20 protein-coding genes are annotated in these 22,447 nt (G+C 49.5%); 12 read left to right on the top strand and 8 right to left on the bottom strand.

Going from position 1 to position 22,447, the window contains the following annotated elements; all coding sequences use genetic code 11:
- Position 1: 1 nt before the first annotated feature.
- Together ACSAZK_RS04435 and ACSAZK_RS04430 are read right to left on the bottom strand one after the other, a co-directional pair.
- Positions 2-1,867: a DNA topoisomerase VI subunit B gene (locus tag ACSAZK_RS04435; protein WP_440956197.1), complete on the bottom strand. Its 1,866-nt coding sequence runs from the start codon at positions 1,865-1,867 to the stop codon at positions 2-4.
- Positions 1,868-2,123: 256 nt separating this feature from the next.
- A complete protein-coding gene (locus ACSAZK_RS04430; protein WP_440956196.1) occupies positions 2,124-2,354 on the bottom strand; it encodes an Lrp/AsnC ligand binding domain-containing protein in 231 nt (76 codons plus the stop codon).
- A gap of 252 nt (positions 2,355-2,606) precedes the next feature.
- Here ACSAZK_RS04430 and ACSAZK_RS04425 point away from each other — a divergent pair, with 252 nt between their 5' ends.
- The 10 genes from ACSAZK_RS04425 to ACSAZK_RS04380 all read left to right on the top strand — a co-directional run bounded on the left by ACSAZK_RS04425 (position 2,607) and on the right by ACSAZK_RS04380 (position 11,192).
- On the top strand, positions 2,607-3,233 hold the full coding sequence (locus ACSAZK_RS04425) for a magnesium transporter (RefSeq protein WP_440956195.1): 627 nt from the start codon (positions 2,607-2,609) through the stop codon (positions 3,231-3,233).
- Positions 3,230-3,811, top strand: coding sequence for a magnesium transporter (locus ACSAZK_RS04420; RefSeq protein ID WP_440956194.1), 582 nt, complete (start codon positions 3,230-3,232; stop codon positions 3,809-3,811). Before ACSAZK_RS04425 ends, ACSAZK_RS04420 begins: the two co-directional genes overlap by 4 nt.
- A gap of 172 nt (positions 3,812-3,983) precedes the next feature.
- Positions 3,984-5,183, top strand: a complete 1,200-nt coding sequence (locus ACSAZK_RS04415) for a potassium channel family protein (RefSeq protein WP_440956193.1) — start codon at positions 3,984-3,986, stop codon at positions 5,181-5,183.
- A gap of 224 nt (positions 5,184-5,407) precedes the next feature.
- Positions 5,408-6,286 (top strand): DUF362 domain-containing protein, encoded by an 879-nt coding sequence (locus ACSAZK_RS04410; RefSeq protein WP_440956192.1) that lies wholly within the window; start codon positions 5,408-5,410, stop codon positions 6,284-6,286.
- A gap of 400 nt (positions 6,287-6,686) precedes the next feature.
- Complete coding sequence (locus ACSAZK_RS04405; protein ID WP_440956191.1) at positions 6,687-6,893, top strand: hypothetical protein; 207 nt, start codon at positions 6,687-6,689, stop codon at positions 6,891-6,893.
- A 513-nt stretch (positions 6,894-7,406) separates the two neighbouring features.
- Positions 7,407-7,991, top strand: coding sequence for a YbhB/YbcL family Raf kinase inhibitor-like protein (locus ACSAZK_RS04400; RefSeq protein WP_440956190.1), 585 nt, complete (start codon positions 7,407-7,409; stop codon positions 7,989-7,991).
- A 32-nt stretch (positions 7,992-8,023) separates the two neighbouring features.
- Positions 8,024-8,569, top strand: a complete 546-nt coding sequence (gene msrA / locus ACSAZK_RS04395; protein ID WP_440956189.1) for a peptide-methionine (S)-S-oxide reductase MsrA — start codon at positions 8,024-8,026, stop codon at positions 8,567-8,569.
- Positions 8,570-8,787: 218 nt separating this feature from the next.
- Positions 8,788-9,501 (top strand): ABC transporter ATP-binding protein, encoded by a 714-nt coding sequence (locus ACSAZK_RS04390; RefSeq protein WP_440956188.1) that lies wholly within the window; start codon positions 8,788-8,790, stop codon positions 9,499-9,501.
- An 87-nt stretch (positions 9,502-9,588) separates the two neighbouring features.
- Complete coding sequence (locus ACSAZK_RS04385; protein WP_440956187.1) at positions 9,589-10,269, top strand: heme exporter protein CcmB; 681 nt, start codon at positions 9,589-9,591, stop codon at positions 10,267-10,269.
- A gap of 200 nt (positions 10,270-10,469) precedes the next feature.
- A complete protein-coding gene (locus ACSAZK_RS04380) occupies positions 10,470-11,192 on the top strand; it encodes a cytochrome c biogenesis protein (RefSeq protein ID WP_440956186.1) in 723 nt (240 codons plus the stop codon).
- A 103-nt stretch (positions 11,193-11,295) separates the two neighbouring features.
- Here ACSAZK_RS04380 and ACSAZK_RS04375 read toward each other — a convergent pair whose 3' ends face one another.
- Complete coding sequence (locus ACSAZK_RS04375; RefSeq protein WP_440956185.1) at positions 11,296-11,802, bottom strand: cytochrome P460 family protein; 507 nt, start codon at positions 11,800-11,802, stop codon at positions 11,296-11,298.
- A 304-nt stretch (positions 11,803-12,106) separates the two neighbouring features.
- On the opposite strand from ACSAZK_RS04375, the gene ACSAZK_RS04370 reads away from it, so the two are divergent.
- Together ACSAZK_RS04370 and ACSAZK_RS04365 are read left to right on the top strand one after the other, a co-directional pair.
- Positions 12,107-13,204, top strand: a complete 1,098-nt coding sequence (locus ACSAZK_RS04370; RefSeq protein ID WP_440956184.1) for an NADH:flavin oxidoreductase — start codon at positions 12,107-12,109, stop codon at positions 13,202-13,204.
- A 264-nt stretch (positions 13,205-13,468) separates the two neighbouring features.
- On the top strand, positions 13,469-14,899 hold the full coding sequence (locus ACSAZK_RS04365; RefSeq protein WP_440956183.1) for a flippase: 1,431 nt from the start codon (positions 13,469-13,471) through the stop codon (positions 14,897-14,899).
- Between the two features lie 133 nt (positions 14,900-15,032).
- On the opposite strand, the gene leuS is transcribed toward ACSAZK_RS04365, so the two are convergent.
- The 5 genes from leuS to ACSAZK_RS04340 form a co-directional block, all read right to left on the bottom strand.
- On the bottom strand, positions 15,033-17,933 hold the full coding sequence (gene leuS / locus ACSAZK_RS04360) for a leucine--tRNA ligase (protein ID WP_440956182.1): 2,901 nt from the start codon (positions 17,931-17,933) through the stop codon (positions 15,033-15,035).
- A 365-nt stretch (positions 17,934-18,298) separates the two neighbouring features.
- The gene (gene thrC, locus ACSAZK_RS04355) at positions 18,299-19,507 is read right to left on the bottom strand and encodes a threonine synthase (protein WP_440956181.1); all 1,209 of its coding nucleotides are present in this window, start codon (positions 19,505-19,507) and stop codon (positions 18,299-18,301) included.
- A 511-nt stretch (positions 19,508-20,018) separates the two neighbouring features.
- The gene (locus ACSAZK_RS04350) at positions 20,019-20,711 is read right to left on the bottom strand and encodes a TIGR00153 family protein (RefSeq protein ID WP_440956180.1); all 693 of its coding nucleotides are present in this window, start codon (positions 20,709-20,711) and stop codon (positions 20,019-20,021) included.
- Positions 20,711-21,736 carry an inorganic phosphate transporter gene (locus tag ACSAZK_RS04345; protein WP_440956179.1) on the bottom strand — a complete coding sequence of 342 codons (1,026 nt, stop codon included), beginning with the start codon at positions 21,734-21,736 and terminating at the stop codon, positions 20,711-20,713. The genes ACSAZK_RS04350 and ACSAZK_RS04345 overlap by 1 nt, the downstream gene beginning before the upstream one ends.
- A 268-nt stretch (positions 21,737-22,004) precedes the next feature.
- Positions 22,005-22,370 carry a DUF1622 domain-containing protein gene (locus tag ACSAZK_RS04340; protein ID WP_440956178.1) on the bottom strand — a complete coding sequence of 122 codons (366 nt, stop codon included), beginning with the start codon at positions 22,368-22,370 and terminating at the stop codon, positions 22,005-22,007.
- Positions 22,371-22,447 lie beyond the last annotated feature (77 nt).

The raw sequence follows: 22,447 nt of genomic DNA, 5'->3' as shown, positions 1-22,447 counted from the left end.
CTCAGACCCCCTTCACGGCTTTTGCCCCGGTTACCAGTTCTTCTTCAATCCCTTCCACAATCAGGGGTGAGAGTTTTCCGAGTTCCTCATCGCTTATGGAATCCATCCGGTAGGTAAGGGCTCTGGAAGACCCGGCTGCCGCTGACAGGTCCCAGATATAATCGTAATCATTGCCCATGGTGACCACTTTAGGTTCGGGTTTTGCCTCGCTGATTTTACAGGGGAGCATGTCATGGACCCTGAGGGACTGGGCCGACCCGCCAAAGTTCTTCACCTTTATTGCAACCTCGGCAGTCCCATCCCCGTTTTTCTTCACGTCCCGGCTTACAAGCACGTTTCCCATTATCTTTGCGACTACGGGGTTAATGTCCGGGATTTCCCTTTCCAGGATGCTTGCAACCTTTACGGCCATTTTCGGGAGTACCCTGGTGATGATAATTTCCTTTTCCCGGCGTTTCTTAAGGTTGCTCTGCTTGCTAAGGTAGTGTTTCAGTTTCCGTGCAACCTCTTTTATGGCAAGTTCAACTTCGTCCCTGATTACCGGGATCTCGGCAATTGCATCCTTTGACTCCGAGGTGAAGGGCACGTTCGTGGAAGCTACATGGATCAGGAGGAGCATGGGTCCCGAGGGAATCCCGCCTCCAGGCTGGTTCAGCCCATACTGCTTCCACTTGATGTTTTCCACGGCATGGGTGGTCACGCAGGCTCCTTGCTGGTAGAGCAGAGGCACCCGGTTTGCAAAACGCATTATCCCTACCTTTTCGTCCTTTAACAGCTTCCCGCCGTACGCAAGCCCCACTTCAACCACAAAGGGGCTTCCCGAATACACAGCCGGCTTTCGAGTGGTCGTTGCGATAAAGTCCACGTTGACCTCTTTTTCAAGTCCCCTGTAGATCAGGTCCTCTCCTATGGGAGAGAGGCAGTCGGTAGGAGGGGCCATGATCTTTACCTTATGGAAAGCCTCTATGAGCTTTCTTGCCTCGTGACGGGTGAGGGCATGAGGGTCAAGTTCGGTGTCCAGGCCTGCCGCCTTACAGATTTCCTCGGCGGTGAGCAGCCCGATCTTGGAAAAGGAGTAGCGGAGGAAAGGTGCGAGTTTCTGCCGCTCGGTATAGTGGAGCATCTTCATAAGGGTTCCGAGCTCGATGCCTTCGGGGTGGGGCAGGATCTCTTCTGCCGGCTCAGGCATTTTGTCCGTGGCTCTCTCGAAGACTTCTTCATTCCCGTCCGGTTCGATCAGGGTGATCCGGGCATGGGGGTTTACAATGGCCGTTGCCTTCAGGTACTCGTAGATGGACTGCCGTCTTCCCTTTACATAGGACGCTTTCATTTCCAGCTCGATCTGGGTCCCATGGGGGCGGAACCAGTCCGTAACCTCGTCTTTCAGGATATCGGGCTCGTTCGTGCCGGTATTGATCATGAGTTCGTAGTAATGGGCAGGGGCGTCTGAATTGATCTTCGAGAGGATCTTCGTGTGCCTGCCCGCGGTCATCTGGGAATAGAGTACCGCTGCGGAAATTCCTATCCCCTGCTGCCCCCTGCTCTGCTTCAGGGCATGGAACCTGGAGCCGTAGAGGAGTTTGGCAAAGACCTTCGGGATCTGTTCCTTGATGATCCCGGGCCCATTGTCTTCGATGATGACAGTCACGTAGTCCTGTCCTATCCTTTCGATCTGGATAAGGAGGTCCGGGAGAATTCCTGCTTCCTCACAGGCGTCCAGGGAGTTGTCCACGGCTTCCTTCACCGTTGTGATAAGGCTTCGCGGGGCAGAGTCAAAGCCCAGGATGTGCCTGTTCTTCTCAAAAAATTCTGCGACACTTATCGATTTTTGTTTTTTGGCTAATTCTTCTGCAATGGGGGCTTCCATAGAATTTTCCCTCTGGGCTGAAAAATCAATTTGATTTTTTAAACGATAATATTCAGGTAAATGATATCATTCGGGTGGATAAGTTATGTGAGTACGGTCTATCATAATAAATGTTCAAGGTAATAAAAATAAGTCCATGGTAAAAAAGGTATCGGGTTTTTTGTGTCCTTTACTTCCGGATTCCCGGCTGTAATGTCCTGAAAGTGGTCCTGAAAGTGGATCTGGAAGTAAGTCCTTTAAGTAAGCCCGGGACATTTCAGAGTTCGGCTCCGACAATTGTCTGGGTTGCTGTTACCGTATCGCTTTCCCGGATCCTGTCCACCACGGTGTTCAGGATTGTAAGGTCCCTGACTTCTATGATCACGACAAAGTCATACTCTCCAAAGACGTGGTAAACGTCTTTGATCCCTTCTATCTTCCTCAGTTCGTCGTATGACTCCTTTTCGTGCCCTGGAAGCACATTTATCATTGTTACTCCTATAACCATATATCTCAATACGTAGGTAACGGCTACAAGTTATTTATTTTTTGTTAAGGATTTTTGAAGGTGAGGTGCCTGTCGTCGGAAGGTTTTTGACTTCGGCCTCCGGGGAATCCCCGATAATTTTGATTACTTTGATTACTTTGATTACTTTGATTCCTCGATTGCCTCGGGTCCCTGCTTAGTTCGGTTTTCCGGTTTGTTGGTTTCTTGTAGCCACCGATTGCTTTAATAGTATCAATGAATTAATACAGGCACATGTCCCACGAGTCGCACAGGGAGGAGGACACTTTTGAGTCCCAGTTCATAGAAAAATACCTGAGCGAGTACGCCAGTATTTCCTCCATTGTAAGGGAGGCGCTGCCTTTTGAACTTGTTGCGACTGTAGGGGGCGTTATTGCAGGTGTCATTTTTTCCGGTATGACCGACGAACTCGAGATGATCCCGGGTCTGATTGTGATCTATCCCGGGGTGCTGGGGCTTCGCGGAAATATCTCTTCCACTCTTGGTTCCCGGCTTGGAAGTGCGATCCATATGGGGCTGATTACTGACATTGACAGGAGCAACCCCGAACTTACCAACAACATAAACGGCTCCTTGCTTCTGGGTTTTATCATGGCGGTCCTGCTTGGGCTGCTCGGGCACCTTTTTACCCTGGCCCTGGGTTTTGAAAGCGCTGGGGCGTTCAAACTCATTCTTATTTCCGTTATTGCCGCGGTCACTTCGGGAATAATCCTCTCCGTAGTTGCGGTCCTGCTTGCTATCGGGATGTTCAGGTTCGGCTTTGACCCCGATAACGTGGTTACGCCTTCTATAGCCACTATCGGAGACATTGTTTCCATGTTCATGCTTTTTATTGCAGCAAAACTGGTGGTGATGCTGTGAAAAGAAAGGCAAGGGGTGCTACCAGTTACTATACGGTGGAGGGCATTGTCCGAAGGGGGCTTCCGGTACTTTCGCTTACCTGTGTGATCGGGATCATCGTGGGACAGATCCTTAATTCGAAAGAGAGCAGCCTTATCTCGATGCCTGCGATCCTGATCCTTATTCCTGCCCTTATCAAAATCGGAGGGGATACCGGAAGCATGCTGGGCGCCCGGCTTTCTTCTGCCTTCCATATGGGACTTGGGACCCATATCCGCAGGAACCCCGTGGTTTACAACAGCCTCATAGCTGTAGCCATAGTAGGCCTGGTGTCTTCATTTTCGGTCAGCGTACTTGTCTGGCTGGCCAGCAATTTGATGGGATTCGGGATGCCTTACATGACCCTTCTGGAAATTAGCCTGATTGCTGTAGCCATCGAGCTGGTCGTGGTATACTCGGCGACGATTGGCATTGCCTTTGCTTCCCACCGGTTCGGGATCGACCCTGACGATACCGTGATCCCCTTGATAGCGACACTTGGGGACCTGGTAGGAGTTACCGGGATTTTCGTAGCCCTGAGAATGCTAAACCTGGTGTGATCCTCATGAACAGCTTTATATGGAAATCCGGGAATCAGCTGCTATCCAGGCCCAGAATTACTTTTATATTATATTATTCAATCTCTAAAATATTAATTAGTTTGAAAATTAATAATTACTATGAGGTAAATACAGTACACACCAACAATTGTGTAGAGTTGATACAGAGACCATGTTCCCGAAAGAATTCAGGCACACTCCCAGGAATATCTTAGATTTGTTGACTGAGATGAAGGATACCTCCGAACTCATGGTGGACCTTGCATACTCTGCAATGATCTACGATGATGAAGACATTGCGGAAGAGGTGCTCCATCTCGAAGATAAAATGGACACTCTTGATTACCACATGAAGATGGCTGCGATGCTGAGCACGCGCCGGGTTGACGAAGCCGAAGAACTCCTGGGAGTTTTAAAGGTTGCCGCCTCCTCGGAAAACATTTCAAATGCTGCAGGCGATATTGCCAAGATTGTCCTCATGAACATGGGCATCCCCATGGAACTGAAGGTCGCCCTGCGCGAAGCCGAAGAGACTGTTGTGCGGGCAACCGTGGCTGAAGAATCCCCCATGGCCGGCCGGACTCTGGGCGATCTTGAGCTGGACCTTGAAACCGGGATGTGGGTGATCGCAATCCGGAGAAGTGAAGACTGGATTTATGACCCTGACAAGGAAACCCGGATCCGCCAGGATGACGTGCTCATCGCAAGGGGGCATGACGAAGGAGTTCCCCTTTTCTTCGAGATGGCAACTACCAGGGAATTTGTCCCGAAGGAGATCGAGCATAATATCGTCCTGAAAGATCTCGAGCATGCCGTAGACATCATTGTGGACATGAAAAACATGTCCGAACTTTCGGTAGGGCTCGCATACTCTGCTATTCTCTTTGACAACGAAGACATAGCATACGAAGTCAGTGCCCTTGAATCGGAAATGGACTCCATGAAGTATGAACTCCAGCACTGGGTCCTTGAGACTGCAAAGCATGTCGAGGACGTAAACCAGCTCCGGGGAATCCTGCACCTGGCAAGTGCCTCCGAGGCGATTTCCGATGCAGCCTACGGGATTGCCGATACAGTGCTCAGGGACATTGAACTTCATCCGGTCATAACCCTTGCCGTCCGGAACTCCGAAGAGGTTATCACCCGGCTGAAGGTGGAAAAATGTTCTCCTATTGTGGGCAAGACTTTCTCCGAACTGAATCTCGAAACTGAAACCGGGCTGCATGTGATGGCAATCAAACGGGAAGAACGCTGGGTCTATGCCCCGAAGGGCAATACCGTGATACAGGCCGGAGACCTGCTGATCGCCCGCGGATCGCGGATTGGAGAAGGGGCGCTTATCGATATGTGCGAATGTAAGCTGCGCCAGTAAGCTGTTCCAGTAAGCTGTTCCAGTAAGCTGTTCCAGTAAGCTGTTCCAGTAAGCTGTTCCAGTAAGCTGTTCCAGTATTTTTCAATTAAATCCCTGGGACAGGGAAAGCCGAACCCGGAAACCCCGGGTCGGATAGCTCTGGCTTTTCGGACTTTGATTTTCATGTATCTTTTTTATCCTGATTTTTATATATCTGAGGCCCCAATTAGTCTATGGGAGTGATTATGGTGTTTGTTGGAGTTTCAAGACATGAAGATACCCTGAAATCCGTAAAAGTTGCCGTGGAACTGGCAGGAGGGCTAGGGGTCCGGAAGGGTTCCACGGTGCTTATCCGGCCCAATGCTAATACAGGAGACCTTCCCCCCGGGTCCACAAGTCCGGAAGTCCTGAGGGGGGCTATTCGGGAGGTTCGGAAATACAATCCCGACAAAATCATCGTCGCGGAAAAATCCATGACCTCACTGGACACGGAAAAGGTAATGAAGAAGCTGGGGCTCTGGCAGGTTGCGGAGTCCGAAGGAGTGGACGAGGTCCTTACTTTTGACCACATGAAACGCTGGCACATGAAACCTGACGGGGCTTCTTCCTGGCCCCTGGGATTTTACGTGCCCGAAATGCTGGCTTCGGTTGATTATATGATCGCCCTTCCCGTGATCAAGACCCATTGGACGGCAACCTTTACCATGGGGCTGAAGTCTCAGATCAGTATAACCGCAGACCGGGACAGGATGCGGCTTCCCCATGGAAAGCACAGGGACCTTCTTTTCGGGAAAATGATCGCAGAGACAAACCTTGTCTTCAAACCCGATTTCTACATTTCCGATGCCACTAAATGTTTCGTCACCGAGGGCCCTAACGTCGGGACCCTGAAGGAGCCGGGCCTCATCATCGCAAGCCCCGACGTGATAGCCAATGACGTGGTGGGCCTGGCCCTCCTCAAGACGCTCGGCACCATGCCGGAAATCCAGGAAAGTTCTGTCTGGGCCCAGCCGCAGATTAAAAGGGCAGTGGAACTGGGGCTCGGGGTCCGGAACAGGGAGGAAATAGTGATTGAGAGTTCCGGGGTCGAAGAAATTGAAACTATTATAGCCAATACCCTTTGATTCTTTTCCGGTATCGATGGGAAAAGGAAGACCTGTAGCGAACTATGCTCTGGCTAAGGGAAGTTTTCAGGGTCAATAGACTGTGTCCTTAACTATTAGGTAAATGTTTGTCTGGTCAGCAGTATATGTTCTTTGCCAGCAAGTAGATTTTCGAAAGGTAAATTTTCGGGGCCACCAGGGACTGTATATTTATATATTCAAGGTGACGCAGAGAGGCTTTTTCGGCTGATTCTTTGGCATTATAGGTCGCTACATCCTTATTTTTTAGATTTTTGATCCTTTACCCTTCTCAGGGCTACTATTTTTATTTTCCTTCTTATATCATAACTGTGTGAACTTGATCATGCATCACCAAAATTTATTTATTTTCAACTGCCCCATAGATTATTGGGTATTTTCTATGAAATGTGAAATTTGTGAAGCAGAAAGTGACGCAAGATACTGCGATAAATGCGGCGAAATCATGAATGAGGTCATCAGGCAGGTTGGGGAAGCCCGCTGGGCTGCAATGGACGATTGTGCTTACATCTATCCACTGGTCCGGCGCGTGGGTAAAGGCGAACTGACAGTCCACGATATTATCCAGTCTCTTGATGTCGAAGACTGATTTTTGTTTTCCGAAAATTACAGGAATCCGTTTTCGCACTTTGGGAAGCAGCCTCGATAAGAGGCCGTTTCACTGACATTCCATTATCTCCTGCCTCGCCGTTCTGGCTTTAATTACCGGAGGTTATGGAATTACTGCTTTGAGGACCTTGAACTTAAGGACCTTTCACCGAAGTCCCGGTGTAAAACCCTGGTTCAGGGCCTTAATGTCTAAAAATTAACCGGATTATTAACTGGATTATTAACTGGATATTAACTGGATATTAACTGAAAATTAGTGCCTGAAATTAGTGCCTGAAAAACCTTTAACTTGCAAACATCCCTAAAATTAATATCTCTTCAGTCTTAATATTAAAGTGTTGAAGTGAAGCAGTAAAGTTACCAGAGTAATAATTAGGTTTCAGATTTAGAGTTACAAAACAATTTTTGGATCAATTACAGAGTGTACAGGGGAATTCCGGAAAGTGGGATTCCGGCATGAATTTTCGAACCAGTTCAGGAATCGGTGCAGTATATGGACAGAAAGGCCGGGACAATCTTTTTGGTTTTCCTGCTGGCGGCATTGCTTGTGCTGTCGGGATGTACGGAAAAAGAAGGGACAGGTGAGCAAGATGAAAAGCGGGAATTTCAGGATTCCGAAGGGGATGAGAATGTGAACATCCGGGATATCAGGGTTTTTAGTGATGCATTCGAACCGAAAGGCATGATCCCCAAAAAGTATACCTGCAACGGGGAAAACGTCAATCCCTCGCTCGGATTCGAGGGGATACCCGAAGAGGCGAAAAGCCTTGTGCTTATCATGGACGACCCGGATGCGCCAATGGGCACCTTTACACACTGGGTAATCTGGGATATCGAACCCGTTGCGGGAATTGAAGAAGACAGCATCCCCGGAGTTGAGGGGATGAATGATTTCAGGAAAATAGGGTATGGAGGTCCCTGCCCTCCTTCCGGCACCCACAGGTATTTCTTCAGGGTCTATGCCCTTGACAAAAAGCTAGAAATAAAAGCCGGAGCCGGAAGGAAAGATGTAGAGAACGCAATGATAGGGCATATCCTTGCGGAAGGGGAACTGGTCGGGAAATACGGAAAGGCCTGATTTTCCCAAAAATCCGATGAGGGGGGAGTAAAATGTCTGAAAAAGAAAAGAGTGAACATAGTCCTGACTATTTTGAAAAACCGGGGGGTCCCCTGCAAAAAGCCACTTTTGCCGCAGGCTGCTTCTGGGGTGTTGAGGCGGCTTTCCGGCAGGTCAAAGGAGTGGTCGCAACGGCTGTTGGGTATACCGGCGGGCACACTGAAAATCCTTCTTATGAGGACGTCTGCACCGACAGGACCGGACATGCAGAAGCTGTGCGCATAATCTTTGACCCGGCGGTTGTTTCCTATGAGACGCTGCTGAATATCTTCTGGAAGATTCATGACCCTACAACGGAAAACCGACAGGGGCCGGATGTCGGGTTCCAGTACCGCTCAGCTATCTTTTACCATAGCGAGGATCAAAAAGCCACAGCTTTCGCCTCGAAAGAGCTGCTGGAAAAGTCAGGGGAATTCAAAAATCCGGTCGTAACCGAGATCGTCCCGGCTTCCGGTTTCTACCTTGCCGAAGACTACCACCAGCAGTACTTTGAAAAGAAAGGGTTCCTGAAGCAGATTATCCACAGCCTGAAAAAGTGAGATGCGCTGGAGGATTTGAATAAGCCTGTAGTTTGACGTATGTATAAGTTTAAAGTGTCAGTTTTACGTGGGTTGCAGGCATGTTCACAGGCATGTTTGCAGGCATGTTTGCAGGCGGTTAGCTGTGAGCCTGTGGATTTATGAAAAAACCATATAAAAATCCATATAAAAAACCATATAAAAAGATTAATTTAGATTGATTCCTAAAGTAGTTCCGAATGGAAAACGCGGTCTCAATACGGAATCTATCAAAAACCTTCGGGAAAAACCCTATCCTGAAAAACCTGGACCTCGACCTGAAAAAAGGCGAATTTACGGTTATTTTCGGCCCCAACGGAGCCGGCAAGACCACTCTTTTAAAACTGATCGCAACCCTTATCGAACCCGGTGAAGGTTCGCTTATAATAAACGGGTTTGACTCGGCCGAGGAACCGGAAAAAGTCCGGAAAGAAATCGGTATGCTTTCCCACGAATCCTATTTATACGGTGACCTGACCGCAGAAGAAAATCTCTTCTTTTTCGGAAAGATGTACGGGCTAGGGAAGCAGGAACTCGAAATAAGATCCGAGTACCTCTTAAATGAGGTGGGGCTCGAAACAAGGGCCGATGAGCGGGTCAGCACCTTTTCCAGGGGCATGAAACAGCGCCTTTCCATCGCAAGAGCTTTGATCAACGAACCCTCCCTTCTCATTCTGGACGAGCCGTACACGGGCCTGGACCCAAAAGCCTCATCAGTCTTCGAGCATATCCTTAAAAGCCCCGCTTTTGAAGCAAGTAGTAAAATAATGGTATCCCACGACCTTGAAAGAGGCTTTGCCCTCTGCGACAGGATACTTGTCATTAAAGCCGGCAGAATTGTTTATGACGGGCTTAAAGGAGATTTCTCAGGGTTTTCGGAGTTTAAGGAGACATGTGCTCCCCTGCTGGCCTGAACAGTTAGTTCTGACCCTTTAAGTTGAATAATCCGTTAAGTTGAATAAAGTTGAATAAAACAGGAATATGACAGGAGATTTAAAAATATGATCCGGAGCCTTTACATTGCCGCAAAAGACCTGAAAGCCGAGTTCCGGACCAAGCAGATGTTCAACTCAATGCTTATTTTTTCCCTGGTCGTGCTCGTGGTATTCAGCATTTCCTTCGGGGATTTCCTGGGGGACAGCTCTAAGGTGGAAAAGCTTGCCCCGGGTGTGCTCTGGGTTGCGTTCACCTTTGCAGGCATGCTGGGGCTTTCCCGGACCTTTGTGATGGAAAGTGAAAACGGTTGCCTTGAAGCTCTCAAACTCTGCCCTGTTGACAGGAGTACAATCTATACCGGGAAGGTCTTTTCGAACCTGGTAATCGTTTTCCTCATGGAAATCGTAATCCTTCCTTTCTTTGTCGTGCTCTTCAACTACAGCCTGGACTCCGGCACCCTGCTGCTGCTCGGGTTGGTCCTCCTGCTCGGGACTCTGGGCTTTATCGTTGTCGGGACCCTGCTTTCTGCCCTGACCCTCAGCACCCGCACCCGGGAACTTCTCCTGCCTGTCCTGCTCCTTCCGGTGCTCCTTCCGGTGCTCATCCCCGGGGTGGAGGCAACAGCGGGCGTCCTTGCAGGAAACGGCCTTTCCGGCATATCTTCCGAACTCAGGCTGCTTGCGGTCTATGACCTCATTTTCTTTGCGATTTCCCACCTGGTTTTCGAGTACGCGATTTCGGACTGAAAAGCTTGTTTGGAGTTAAGGTGGAAGTTCAAACCCGAACCGGTCAAAAACGAATCAATAATAAATAATGTGAAATGATTATAGTAGCAGGTCAACCTTTAAAAAATAACTATTTATATTCTACTGGTTAATTATATTTATATATTAATACATTTATTCTTCAGATTAATTATCCCAATTACCTGGTCACGTGAAATACAATGGCAGCAAATTCCAGAAAAACCGGAGTGCTGGCGGCTTTAGCTGCCGGTGTAATGCTTCTTGCAGTCTACATGATCTTCTTTTACCTGCCCCCCATAAGGGATGAATCAGGGGCAGTCCTGAGCGGAAGCTTCAGGATCTTCTTCTTCCACATGCCAATAGCCATTACTGCCTACCTGGCTTTTGTCGTTGTGTTTGTTGCAAGTGTGTTCTATCTACGGGAAAAGGCCCTCAAGTGGGACATCTATGCCCGTTCGGCTGCCGAGATAGGAGCCCTTTTCTCTTTCCTTGTCCTGGTCACCGGCTCCATCTGGGCAAAGGACGCCTGGGGATGGTACTGGATCTGGGACCTCAGGCTGACGACTTCCCTGGTCCTTTTCCTGGTCTACCTCTCCTACCTCATGCTCCGGAAGTCCCTGGAAGAGCCCGAAAAAAGAGCGCGTCTAGCTGCCGTTTTTGGGATAGTGGGCTTTGTATCCGTACCCCTGAGCTTCCTTTCGATCCGGCTCTGGCGCTCGGCCCATCCCCTTATGTTCGGAGGCAACAGCGGAGGAAGCGGGGGCAGCGGGCTTGAAGGGACTGCCCTGCAGTTGACCCTGGCAGTGAATTTTATAGCTTATATCCTGCTCTTTGCAGCCCTCTTTGCGGTAAAGGTGGAGAACGAGAGGATGCAGGAAGCTGTTGATGAAAAAAGGTACGGGGAATTTGAAGAGGGGATTTGAAGAGGCTATTTAATAAAAGCAAATTTCCCTTTCAAACTCCCTTCTTATGCATTTCCAGTTTTAGATCTTTTTTCCCTTATTTTTCCTTATTTTCACGTTGCAGTTACCCGAGATCTCCTGTGAACAGATAGTCATTGTTTGCCTGTCTTGCATGGCAGTTCTGGCAGCCTAGAACCCTGCCCTCTGCTATTATTTCTCCTTCTGCGTCATACTCCAGCCAGAACCAGTCGTTGTATGCCGGATCAAAGCCTTCGACCTTATGCATCACCACAACTACTATCAGTTCTCCGTCGGAGTCATATCCTTCTTTTAAAACCGTGCTGCCCTCAGGCATAACGCCGGCTTTTTCATCTATAGCTGAAAGAGCGCTGTCCGAGACATAGATGGTGATTTGATCTCCGTGCGGGCCTTTTCCCGGCTCAAGCTCTCCGGTACCTGGCCAGAGCTCCCAGTTTTTGTAGTTGTTTTCCTCCGTCACATAAGCCCGGATCTCTTCTCCCGTAGGCTCGGGTGCGGCTTCGGCTTCCGGAGTTTCAGCTGGTGTTTCGGTTTCGGCTTCTGAAACCGGTTCCTGTTCAGTTTCAACCGGTGTTTCGGTTTCAGCTGGCATTTCGGTTTCAGGTGGTGCTTCTGTTTCATTCGGTGTTTCCGTTTCCGGGGACGTGCATCCGAAGGACAGGGATGCACAGAGGATTAAAAGCATTGTGTACACGAAATATTTTGTTTCAGGAATATACCTTACCCCCTTATTGTTTTCCCGTTATTTACTATTCAAGCAATATTAGGGTTCAATCACTATTATCCCTGTCTATAAAATAAATTGAGGCTGAATTCTCCCTTATTTTAGGAAATTACTGTTATTTCCTTACGGATTCCGGGAAAATTATATACCCTGCCCTTTCCTATCTCCTTCCATGATTTTTGATCCGATCACAGTCTGTAATATGGAGCTACAGAACCGTTTTGTCAGGTCTGCGACCCAGGAGTTCATGGCCGAAGAGGACGGGACGCCAACCGAAAGGCTCGGGGAACTCTACGAGGAGCTTGCAAAAAACGAAGTGGGACTGATTGTTACCGGTTATTCGTACGTGCTACCGGGAGGAGAAAGCGACCCCCTCCAGCAGGGTATCTACGACGACCGCTTCATCGAACCGTACAGGCAAATTACTGAGCGCGTGCACTGCTACAAAAGCAAGATCGTGCTCCAGATCGTTCACGGGGGGAGGCAGGCTACCGTTTCCAGGGAGCACCCTGTCCCGATTGCTCCTTCCCCGGTCAAGAACGGGCATTCTTCGGTGCTGCCAAGGGAGATGACCGATTCGGAAATCCTCGAGATGATCGAAGCTTTCACCCGGGCTGCGGTCAGGGCAAAAAAGGCGGGTTTTGACGGGGTGCAGCTCCACTGTGCCCATGGCTTTCTGCTCAGCAACTTCATCTCCCCCTACACGAACAGGCGGGAAGACCGCTGGGGCGGTTCCACGGAAAACCGGACTCGGATCATCACGGAGATTGTAAGAAGGATAAAGGAAGACTTGGGGGAGGATTTTCCCATTCTTGTGAAGCTGAATGCTACGGACGGTTTTCGTTCAGGTTCGTCAAAGGCAGGCCTGGGGCTTAATGCTCCGGAGTCTGTGGAGGTTGCAAAACTCCTTGAAAAGGCTGGGGTCTGTGCAATCGAGGTCAGCGGCGGGATCGGTGAAGCTGGTGGGGTGACCATCCGGACCGCGATCAATTCCCCTGCCAAAGAGGCCTATTTCAAGAATTATTCTAAAATGATAAAAGAAGCCGTGGACATCCCCGTAATTCTGGTAGGGGGCATCCGGTCCCTTTCGGTCATGAAGTGCCTGGTCAAAGACGGCTGTGCTGACCTCATATCCATGAGCCGGACCTTTATCAGCGAACCCGACCTTATCCCGAAGCTCAGGTCCGGGGAAGTGGAAAAGGCGCGCTGCGTGTCCTGCAACCTTTGTTTTGACCCTGAGGGGATCAGGTGCAATTTCGAGTTTGATTGATTGATTGATTGATTGGTAGTTTGATTGATTGGTAGTTTGATTGATTGGTAGTTTGATTGTTTGATTGATTTATAAGGTCGGATTTGCTCTGAAAATTCCTTATCTGTTAGGAGTTTTTGCAAACTTAACATCCGGTCCCGGGCTTTATTCAATTTTAACTTTCAGGCGGGAATCTCCTTCCTCGATCCCGAAGGATGTCGGGAGGGAGAGTCCACTAGCAATAGAGTTATATTTTTGGATTGTGTAACCTTTTCAGATATTTTTATGAGCACGATCAAGAGGCTTGCCAAAAATAGTGGATATTTGTTTTTTAGCGGCATAGCGACGAAATTACTCGGTTTTGTTGCTTTGCTCTACATTGCCCGTTATCTGGGTCCGGAAGACTTCGGAAAATTTTCTTTTGCCTTTGCTTTCATCTACTTTTTCAGCTTTATCCCGGACCTGGGGATTCATAAAATCCTCGTCAGGGAAGCCGCAAGGGAACCCCGGGAGGCGGGGAAACTTATTGGCAACGGGACAATTCTCAAGGTCTCCCTTTCGCTGGCTGCGCTGGCTTTAGCTTTTTTTGCCATAGCTCTCCTGGATTTTCCCCCTTCCACGAAAAATGTGTTGTACATAGCTTCTTTCGGGCTGCTTTTGAGCGGAGCCAGTTGCTACGGGATTATATACGAGACAAAATTGAGAATGGAATACTCCTTATTTTTCAACCTGGTCAGTAAACTCCTCTTCCTTGCCCTTGTCTTCCTGGCCATTTCAAGGAATTTAACACTGCCTTTTTTTGTTTTCGCTTCGGTTTCAGCCACTTTTGTGCATAATTTCCTGATGGTCGTCTTTTCAAAGAAACTCGTAAACGTATCTTTCAATGTAGATCCGGATTTAATGAAAAAAATAATACGAGAGGCAATTCCGGTCGCAATAGCCTCGGTTTTTTCCGTGATATATTTCAGGGTCGACGTCCTGATGCTTTCCTTTTTGAAAGGGGATCTCGATGTAGGTTTTTATTCCGCAGCCTACCGGTTAACAGAGGCCTTTGTTTTTTTACCCACGGCATTTACAACTTCCACTTTTCCCCTGATGTCTAAATATTTCAAAGACTCTTTCAACTCCTTCGGATTTACATATGCTAAAGCCTTCAAGTACCTTTTTTCCACAGGCCTGCTGCTTGCTGTCCTGGTAACCTTTAGTTCGGAGAAAATCATTCTTGCGATTTACGGGCCTGAATACCAGAGTTCAGTAGCTGCACTGCAAATCCTGATCTGGGCAACCGCTCTCATGTTTGTGAATGTCCTTGTCAGTTCCACCTGTGTTTCGAGCGGAAACCAGCAAATAATCTCAAAAATGGCAATTCTGGCTACATTCCTGAACGTGGTTTTAAACCTGGCTTTAATCCCCTCGCTCAGTTACATCGGAGCTGCCGTTGCCACCGTCTTTTCCGAATTAGGGGCAATGCTGTTTGGCATGTTCTGGATTCGGAAAAACCTTTTACACAAAAGTTTATTTCGAGAAGCCGTCTCCCCTCTTACGGGTGCAGCTGTAATCTCCCTGCTAATTCTCCTCTTAAGGCCTTATACGGGTATCTTATTCCCGAGCGTTCTCTCCATACCTCTGTTCGCAGCAGTGCTTTACATTACAGGCTGGGTGGATGCCGATGACAGGGATTTATTTTCGGAGCTGATTTCCCGCAGCAGGCTTTGATCTCAATAAGTAGAAATCGATGGTAGGGTAAAACAAAAATCCAAAGAAACTGCAAAAAAATAAGAGGTTCCGGGTTTAGTATTTTACCCGGATACGTATTTTTATTCTGAATAATTTGGTTCAGCTTTGATCTTTACTCTTCCTTCTTTTTTTCAATATAAATCGCAGGCCTCAGCGGTTCGGCAAACCTGGTCTTCTTTTCGGGGTCGTATTCGGGGTTGTCGGCGCTCTGGACTTCTACAGGGCAGCCGATTTCGTGTTCCAGGAAGGCGGTGGCTTCTTCGAGGAGAGCTTTTTCTTCCATTTCCATTCCGACTACGGCTTCGTAACGTTCGGCTCCGCCGCTCTTTAATTCGGGGATGAGTTTCTGGACGAATTTGGGGATTTCCTTGCCGAAACGTTTCATTTCCGGGTTGGACATGAGGGCCTTGATAAGGGTGCCTACTTCCAGGGAGCCTTCTGCCTGCATTTCGCAGGCGCATTTCACGGCTTCGTTCTTCCAGGCAGGGGCGGTGTAGAGGTAGATTTTTTCCGGGTTCATCCTGGTGACCCTGATGATCTCTTCGACGTCACCCAGGGTGTTTTTGACCAGTTCCTCGGCAAGCTCGGCACCTTCGTCTATGAGGTCTTCGTTGTAGAGGGGGTACTGGGCAAAGGAGATCGGGTCTTCATGGCCCATGGCTTCCCAGATTTCCTCGCAGAGGTGCGGGGTGAAGGGAGCCATCAGGCGGACCCAGTTGTCCAGGACGTAGTAGAGCAGGGCTTTTCCGCCTCTTCTCTGGTACCAGCGCAGGTCGTTAAAGAGCAGGAAGAAAGAGTTCTGGATTGCGTTTCTGGTCTGGATGGAGTCCAGGGCGATATTTGTCTCCCGGATATGGTACTGCATCCTGGAAAGCATCCAGCGGTCAATCTGCTTGAGTTCGGTCCCGATATCTGAGCGTTCCTCACTCCGGATCAGGTCCCTTGCAAAGTAGTAGAAGCGGTCCACCTGCCTGCGGGCGGAGTCAACCCCTGCAGTCTGCCAGTCCGCATCCTGGGTCTGCTCGGCGGTGGAGAGGATATACATCCTGGTGATGTCGGCCCCATACTCGCTGACCGCACTTTCCAGGGTCAGGATCGGACCTTTGGACTTGCTCATTTTCTGGCCTTCCAGGGAGACAAAGCCGTTTACTGCAAGGGCTCTCGGCCAGAGTTCCTCGTCGAAGAGGGCCACGTGATGGAAGAGGAAGAAGAGCAGGTGGTTCGGGACCAGGTCTTTCCCGGAGGAGCGGAGGTCCACAGGGTACCAGTAAGTGAAATCACGGCGGATTTCTTCAAGGACTTCAGGGGCTATGCCGGTTTCTTCCGTAACTGCGGCTGCATCGCCTTTCCCAAAGAACACGTAGTCAAAGAAAGACAGGCTGAGCTGTTCCTTTTTCAGGTCTCCCCTTTCGATAAACTTGGCGGCAATATAGTAGCACATGTATATTGTGGAGTCACCCAGAGACTCGATAAGCCACTCCTTGTCAAAGGGCAGAAGGGTACCCAGGCCTTTCCTGCGGGCGCAGGCTTTGTCCTTGAGCCAGTCGACCTTGTTCTCGAACTCGACCCTGTACTCTGTGGGAATGATCCGCATCTGGCTGAGGCATTTGTAGACCTTGGCCTTCCACCCGGGGTTCGAGTAGTTCAGGAACCACTGGCCTTTCACCATGTTCACAACACAGGGGGTCCCACAGCGGCAGACCACGGGTTCGCTGAATTCGTAGAAGACTTCCCCGACGTTTTTACCTATGAAATCCTGCGTAAGGACGTCCTTGATCTTCGAAACCGGGTAGTCCTTGTACTTGCCGGTGATTTCTTTCAGGACCCCACCGTGGAACTCTCTCCTGTAAACGATCTTTGTTGCTTCTTCGGCTTTCGGGTCGGTCTGGGACTCGATTCCCATATTTTCCACGATTTCTTTTGCCGGGAATTCCCCGAATTCCGGGACCTTGATAAGGGAGATAAGGTCGATTTCCCGGAGGTCCTTTGTGATCCCGAACTCGCCCAGGTCGGCGTCGTAGAGGTCGCGGAGCGCCAGGTAGTCAAAGGGGGCGTGGGCAGGCACACTCATGACAATTCCGCTGCCGTTGCCCGGCTTTACGAATGAGGCGGGCAGGGAGATTACTTCGTCCCCTGTGACCGGGTTTGTGAGCATGATCCCTATGATGTCTTTTGCGGGCACGTCCTCAACGTATTCGACTTCCCTGTCCGTGAAGGTGAGTTTCCGGTAGGCTTCCTTGCTTACAACCCAGTACTCGACTATTCCTTCTTTTTCAACCCTGGCCTTGACGTAGTCAACATTCGGGTTTACCCAGAGGTTGGTCACTCCGAAGGTGGTCTCGGGCCTGAGGGTTGCGCAGGGGAGGACCAGGTCTTTGTAGCGGAACTTGACCAGGGTGTAGTCCACGATTGTAGCTTCTTCCCCGTGCAGGATATCGTGGTCTTCCACAGGGTTGTTGTCGTTCGGGCACCATTTTACGGGGTGGGAGCCTTTTACGATCAGCCCTTTTTCTTCCAGGCGGGTGTACTGCCACTCGATAAACTTCTTGTAGGTGGCGTCCGTGGTCGTGAACTTGCGCCTCCAGTCAATGGAGTAGCCGATCATGCGCATTGCTTTCTCGGATTCCACTTTGAAATAGTCCACGATTTTTTCGGGGGTGTCCAGGGTGGGCAGGATGTCTCCCGGAATCCCATGCAGGCGCTCGTAGACGTCCATGGTTTGGGGGTCCCGGCTTGCGATCAGTTCCGCCAGCCCTACAATGGGCGTGCCGGTCACATGAAAGCCCATAGGGTAGAGCACATTGTATCCGAGCATCCGCTTGTGCCGGGCCACAACGTCCCCGATTGTGAAGGTCCGGGTGTGTCCTGCATGCAGGTTCCCGTTCAAGTAGGGGTAGGGGATGGTGATAAAGAACTTTTCCCGGTCATTGGGCTCGGCTTCGAAAACCCTGCTTTCGTTCCACTTTTTCTGCCATTTCGCTTCTATTTCTTGTGGTCTGTAGTCCTGCTCCATTCGCTTTCACGCCCCTGGATGATTGTGATAAGAAAGAAGGTTTAATTTTAATGAACGTTTGATTTAAAGAATATTCGATTTTTAAGAACGTTTGATTTCAATGAACGTTTGATAAAGGATATAGCTGTCAGTTTATAAGAGTCAATTCGGGATAACTGAAAAAATATAGAAAGTTCCGGGGTCCGTTTCAGTTTCCTTCCTTTTGGCCGGCTTTCGGGCCTTTCTGGCCTTCAGGTTTGCTTTTTTTCCAGCCAAACTTTCAACTGTTTACGGTTCCGGCACCTAAATACTCTTCAATATGTATCTTCGGGATATGTTTTCTCTTCAACCGGTTATTTTTTCCTTCTCCGAAGAAGGCTATTTTCTTATTCGAAGATGGCTTTCCGGATTGATTCTATATCCGCGTCCACGACAATAGGGTCTTCGCAGACTTCGATTACTTCTTCCGGATCCTTGAGGAGGTGGCCGGTGGTTATGCAGACGACGGTTTCGTCTTTTCCGATGACTCCCAGGTCGACCAGTTTCTTAAGGCCGGCAACCGAGGTTGCGCTTGCAGGTTCCACACCTATGCCTTCGAGCCTGGCAAGGTCTTTCTGGGCTTCCACGATTTCCTCGTCGGTCACGGATTCGGCAGTGCCGTCAGAGTCCCTGATAGCGGTAAGGGCTTTGGTTGCGTTTACGGGGTTTCCGATCCTGATGGCCGTTGCAACGGTTTCCGGGTTCATTTCCGGTGTGATTGCCGGAGCTCCGCTCTTGATGGCTTTTACGATCGGGCAGGAGCCTTCGGCCTGGATCCCGGTCATTTTCGGAACCGAATCGGTTATGCCGAGCAGCCTGAACTCCCGAAAGCCCTTGTAAATTGCGGTAATGTTCCCGGCGTTTCCTACCGGCAGGACCACTCTGTCCGGGACCTTGAAGCCAAGCTGGTCCACGATCTCGAACCCGATGGTCTTCTGGCCTTCCAGCCTGTAGGGGTTGATGGAGTTCAGGAGGTAGATCTTTTCCTGGGAGCAGAGGGTACGCACAAGAGCAAGGGCGTCATCGAAGTTCCCACGGATGCTGAGGACTTTTGCCCCGTGCATGAGAGCCTGGGCGACCTTCCCGAGAGCGACCTTTCCTGCCGGGAGCAGCACGACAACCGGGACGCCTGCTTTTGCCCCATAGATTGCCAGGGCTGCGGAGGTGTTCCCGGTAGATGCGCAGGCGACGGTGTCCATCCCGAGTTCCAGCGCCTTTGAAACCCCCACGGTCATGCCCCTGTCCTTGAATGAGCCGGTGGGGTTCATCCCCTCGTGCTTTACGTAGAGCTCTTTGACCCCTATCTTTTCAGCCAGGCGGTCGCATTTGTAGAGGGGGGTCCCGCCTTCCTGAATGGTAACGGGTTCCCTTTCTATGGGGAGGAGTTTTGCGTACTTCCAGACGGAAGGGCACTCTGTTTTTAATTTTTCCATATCAAGTTTGATTGAAGAATAATCATAAATGACATCAAGCAGTCCGTCGCATTTTCTGCAGGTGTAAATTACCTCGTCCTTTGAATACTCCGCACCGCATTCGATACATTTCAAATGATACATTAAATTGCTCCTGTTTCTGATGATTCTGAATAAGTGGAATTTCTGATTTGTTCCGGATCTATTCCAATCCTTTTCGGATCTGATTCCAGTCTTTTTCGGATCTGATTCCAGTCTTTTTCGGATCTGATTCCAGTCTTTTTCGGACCGCTTTCAGATTGTTGTCCGGGGTTTCGGGTTAGTATATTATTAGAGTTTAATAATATTTTGTATCCTAAACACGCTACTTACTTTTAAATTATACTGTTTTCAGGTTGTGTTCCGGATGGAAACGCTGTTAAGAGATGTGTTAAGAGTGTTTTCTATGAGCTCTAAAGGCTACGTTCTCTAAAGGCTATATCCTTTTAAATTATGTGCTCTGAAGGCTATTCGCTAACACTAATAATATTAAAAATAAGTTGAAACGGGTTGGAAATAAGTAGAACCGGGTTGGAAACAAGTTGAACTCTGTTTAATGTACGTTAAACGGGGTTGGAAATAAGTCGGAAATCAATAAACCGGTAAAGCTATTGATTTACCGTCGGATTACCATTGTCTGCAGGGCGTCGGCTGAGCTTACGGCCTTGTCAGCGAGGTCTCCTATCTTTTCCACGAGTTCGAGCAGGTGGCAGACCCCGGCTCCGTGAAGTTTTTCCTGTTCTGCAAAAATGTGTTTTGTGAGTTCGGATTCTATCCTGTCTACTTCGTGTTCGAGCCTGTCTACTTCGGGAACGATTTCAAAAGCAGCTTTTATTTTCTTCTTGCTGAAGGAGAGTTCGACCAGTTTGTACAGTTTTTCTATCAGGGTATAGTATTTTTCAACGGTTTCCTTCGTCTTTGAAGCCAGTTTCAGGAAGCCCTCTTTTATTTCCGGGGCGATTTCTTCGTATTCCCGGAGTTCCATCCAGTAGGCGGCGTTCCGGGCATCGTTTACTATTTTGTCCTGTTCGGTGAGAAAATCAAGGAGGTGTTTCGGGTCCACCGGGAGCTTTACGGAAGCCGAGAGGCTTGCCTGGATCTTTTGCTTGATGTAGTCGGCTTCCTCTTCGATCCTGTCTATCTCGACACTGAGTTCGTGGAGCGTTTCCATGTCTCCTTCAAAGTATGCCTCTACGGCCTCGTTCAGTTTCCCGGCCGCGGTCTTTGCTTTTCCGGCATGTTCCTCGAGAGGAATAAACGGAGGCGTCCCGAAAACCTCGATTACCGTGCGCTGGTATTTTCCTGGCATTATATTCCGACCCCTTTAAGCCCGAGAAAGATGAATGCTGATGTCGCTGCTGCCGCGGGGACAGTCACTACCCATGAAAATATTATCTTCCAGATCACACTTAAATCCACGGATGAAAGTCCTCTTGCAAGCCCGACCCCTATGACCGAGCCTACCAGGATGTGGGTGGTGGAAATCGGAAGGGCGATGTAGCTGTGGAGAAGCACCACGGAGGCTGTTGCAAACTGTGCGGAAAAGCCCCTGGAGGGGGTAAGTTCCGTAATCTTCGAGCCGATAGTTTCGATTACCTTGTAGCCCCAGGTAGCAAGACCGAGCACTATTCCCGTTCCCCCCAACACAAAAATCCAGTCCGGGATTTCCTTGCCTATAATCCCCAGGGCCGTGAAGGCGGCTGAGATCGGGCCGATGGCGCTTGCGACGTCATTGGAACCGTGGGCAAAGGCGATGTAGCAGGCGGTAAGGACCTGAAGGGGGACGAAGTACTTTTCCACGTCCCCTTCCGCCCTGTGCAGGACCAGGGTCCGGATCAGGACAAATATGGTGAAGCCGAGACCGGCCCCCATCAAGGGAGAGATGAACCAGCTCAAAACGATTCGCAGCATGACAGGCCAGTTGATTGCGGAATAAGGGATGATTCCCAGGTAAGCAACGGAAAGTCCGAAACCCAGGACCCCGCCTACGGTTGCGTGGCTGGTGGAAACCGGCAGGTTGTAGAAGGTCGCAAAAGTAACCCAGATCCCGGAGGCCAGGATTGCGGCAAGCATCCCTGTAACGACTAAATTGGGGTCGATGCTGCCTACCAGGTCGATTGGCACGATCCCTTTTGCGATGGTTGTGGTAACCCTTTTCCCGAAGAAGACCGCTCCCAGGAATTCGAAAATGGCAGCCAGGACTATGACCTGCCGGAGTGAAAGGGCTCCTGTCCCGACAACCGTCCCCATGGCGTTTGCCAGGTCGTTTGCCCCGATGTTCCAGGCCATGTACAGGCCCGCCAGGCTCAGGGCCGCTATTAAGTACATTTCCATTTTCAAGCCCCTCCCTGCGAAAAGATGGGGTAAAGGGGAAGATAAATGAATATTCTTGGAAAGACGAATAGTCTCGGAAAGACGAATAGTCTCGGAAAGACGAATAGTCTCGGAATGATGAATTCCCCTTGCGTGCTCTTCGTGGATCTAACGCACCCGAAGCTCTATTCATACTATATAATGCATATTATAATATCCTGTCTTCGGGAGCATTTTCAGTCCGGATACGGAAAAAAACATAAATAAAGCATTAGCTGGCAGCCCGGTTTCAATCGAGCTGGTATTCCGTAACTTCCTTGCTCAGGAAATAGCCGAGGACCGTCCGGATAAGTACGACTGTCCCCAGGAGGAGCAGTTCATCCCGGGACGGGTCTAGCACGGTCTGCAGGACATCCGCTGCGATAAAGAACTCCAGCCCGAAGACTATTCTGTTTGTAAGTTCTTTTCTTATCTGCTGGTATTTGTACGGCTTTTTGAAGACCTCAAAAAGGATGAGCTCGGCAGTGGCCCGGAGCCCTCCGTAGATTATGAGAAGTGAACCCACTAAACTGAATAAAAAGGAAAAAAAGTTCATAAATGGCCCTTCAAATCCTCCTGTCATTCCCCCACCTCTAAAGACTCTGGCATTCTTCATGTTCCGGATTTTCCCCCCTCCGGAAAGTGGACGGTTTCCACCTGCTCTCATCAGGTCCCGCGACTTCTTGCTAATAT

Source organism: Methanosarcina sediminis (assembly GCF_052056915.1).
In the GTDB taxonomy this organism is placed as follows: domain Archaea; phylum Halobacteriota; class Methanosarcinia; order Methanosarcinales; family Methanosarcinaceae; genus MTP4.
The sequence above is the reverse complement of the archived record's forward strand: the minus strand, read 5'-3'. Positions and strand labels throughout refer to the sequence as shown.

What these genes read in the sequence shown, in the direction of transcription:
- ACSAZK_RS04435 (WP_440956197.1), bottom strand. Translation starts at nt 1,867, where the DNA reads ATGGAAGCCCCCATTGCAGAAGAATTAGCCAAAAAACAAAAATCGATA.
- ACSAZK_RS04430 (WP_440956196.1), bottom strand. Translation starts at nt 2,354, where the DNA reads ATGGTTATAGGAGTAACAATGATAAATGTGCTTCCAGGGCACGAAAAG.
- ACSAZK_RS04425 (WP_440956195.1), top strand. Translation starts at nt 2,607, where the DNA reads ATGTCCCACGAGTCGCACAGGGAGGAGGACACTTTTGAGTCCCAGTTC.
- ACSAZK_RS04415 (WP_440956193.1), top strand. Translation starts at nt 3,984, where the DNA reads ATGTTCCCGAAAGAATTCAGGCACACTCCCAGGAATATCTTAGATTTG.
- ACSAZK_RS04410 (WP_440956192.1), top strand. Translation starts at nt 5,408, where the DNA reads ATGGTGTTTGTTGGAGTTTCAAGACATGAAGATACCCTGAAATCCGTA.
- ACSAZK_RS04405 (WP_440956191.1), top strand. Translation starts at nt 6,687, where the DNA reads ATGAAATGTGAAATTTGTGAAGCAGAAAGTGACGCAAGATACTGCGAT.
- ACSAZK_RS04400 (WP_440956190.1), top strand. Translation starts at nt 7,407, where the DNA reads ATGGACAGAAAGGCCGGGACAATCTTTTTGGTTTTCCTGCTGGCGGCA.
- msrA (WP_440956189.1), top strand. Translation starts at nt 8,024, where the DNA reads ATGTCTGAAAAAGAAAAGAGTGAACATAGTCCTGACTATTTTGAAAAA.
- ACSAZK_RS04390 (WP_440956188.1), top strand. Translation starts at nt 8,788, where the DNA reads ATGGAAAACGCGGTCTCAATACGGAATCTATCAAAAACCTTCGGGAAA.
- ACSAZK_RS04385 (WP_440956187.1), top strand. Translation starts at nt 9,589, where the DNA reads ATGATCCGGAGCCTTTACATTGCCGCAAAAGACCTGAAAGCCGAGTTC.
- ACSAZK_RS04380 (WP_440956186.1), top strand. Translation starts at nt 10,470, where the DNA reads ATGGCAGCAAATTCCAGAAAAACCGGAGTGCTGGCGGCTTTAGCTGCC.
- ACSAZK_RS04375 (WP_440956185.1), bottom strand. Translation starts at nt 11,802, where the DNA reads ATGCCAGCTGAAACCGAAACACCGGTTGAAACTGAACAGGAACCGGTT.
- ACSAZK_RS04370 (WP_440956184.1), top strand. Translation starts at nt 12,107, where the DNA reads ATGATTTTTGATCCGATCACAGTCTGTAATATGGAGCTACAGAACCGT.
- ACSAZK_RS04365 (WP_440956183.1), top strand. Translation starts at nt 13,469, where the DNA reads ATGAGCACGATCAAGAGGCTTGCCAAAAATAGTGGATATTTGTTTTTT.
- leuS (WP_440956182.1), bottom strand. Translation starts at nt 17,933, where the DNA reads ATGGAGCAGGACTACAGACCACAAGAAATAGAAGCGAAATGGCAGAAA.
- thrC (WP_440956181.1), bottom strand. Translation starts at nt 19,507, where the DNA reads ATGTATCATTTGAAATGTATCGAATGCGGTGCGGAGTATTCAAAGGAC.
- ACSAZK_RS04350 (WP_440956180.1), bottom strand. Translation starts at nt 20,711, where the DNA reads ATGCCAGGAAAATACCAGCGCACGGTAATCGAGGTTTTCGGGACGCCT.
- ACSAZK_RS04345 (WP_440956179.1), bottom strand. Translation starts at nt 21,736, where the DNA reads ATGGAAATGTACTTAATAGCGGCCCTGAGCCTGGCGGGCCTGTACATG.
- ACSAZK_RS04340 (WP_440956178.1), bottom strand. Translation starts at nt 22,370, where the DNA reads ATGAAGAATGCCAGAGTCTTTAGAGGTGGGGGAATGACAGGAGGATTT.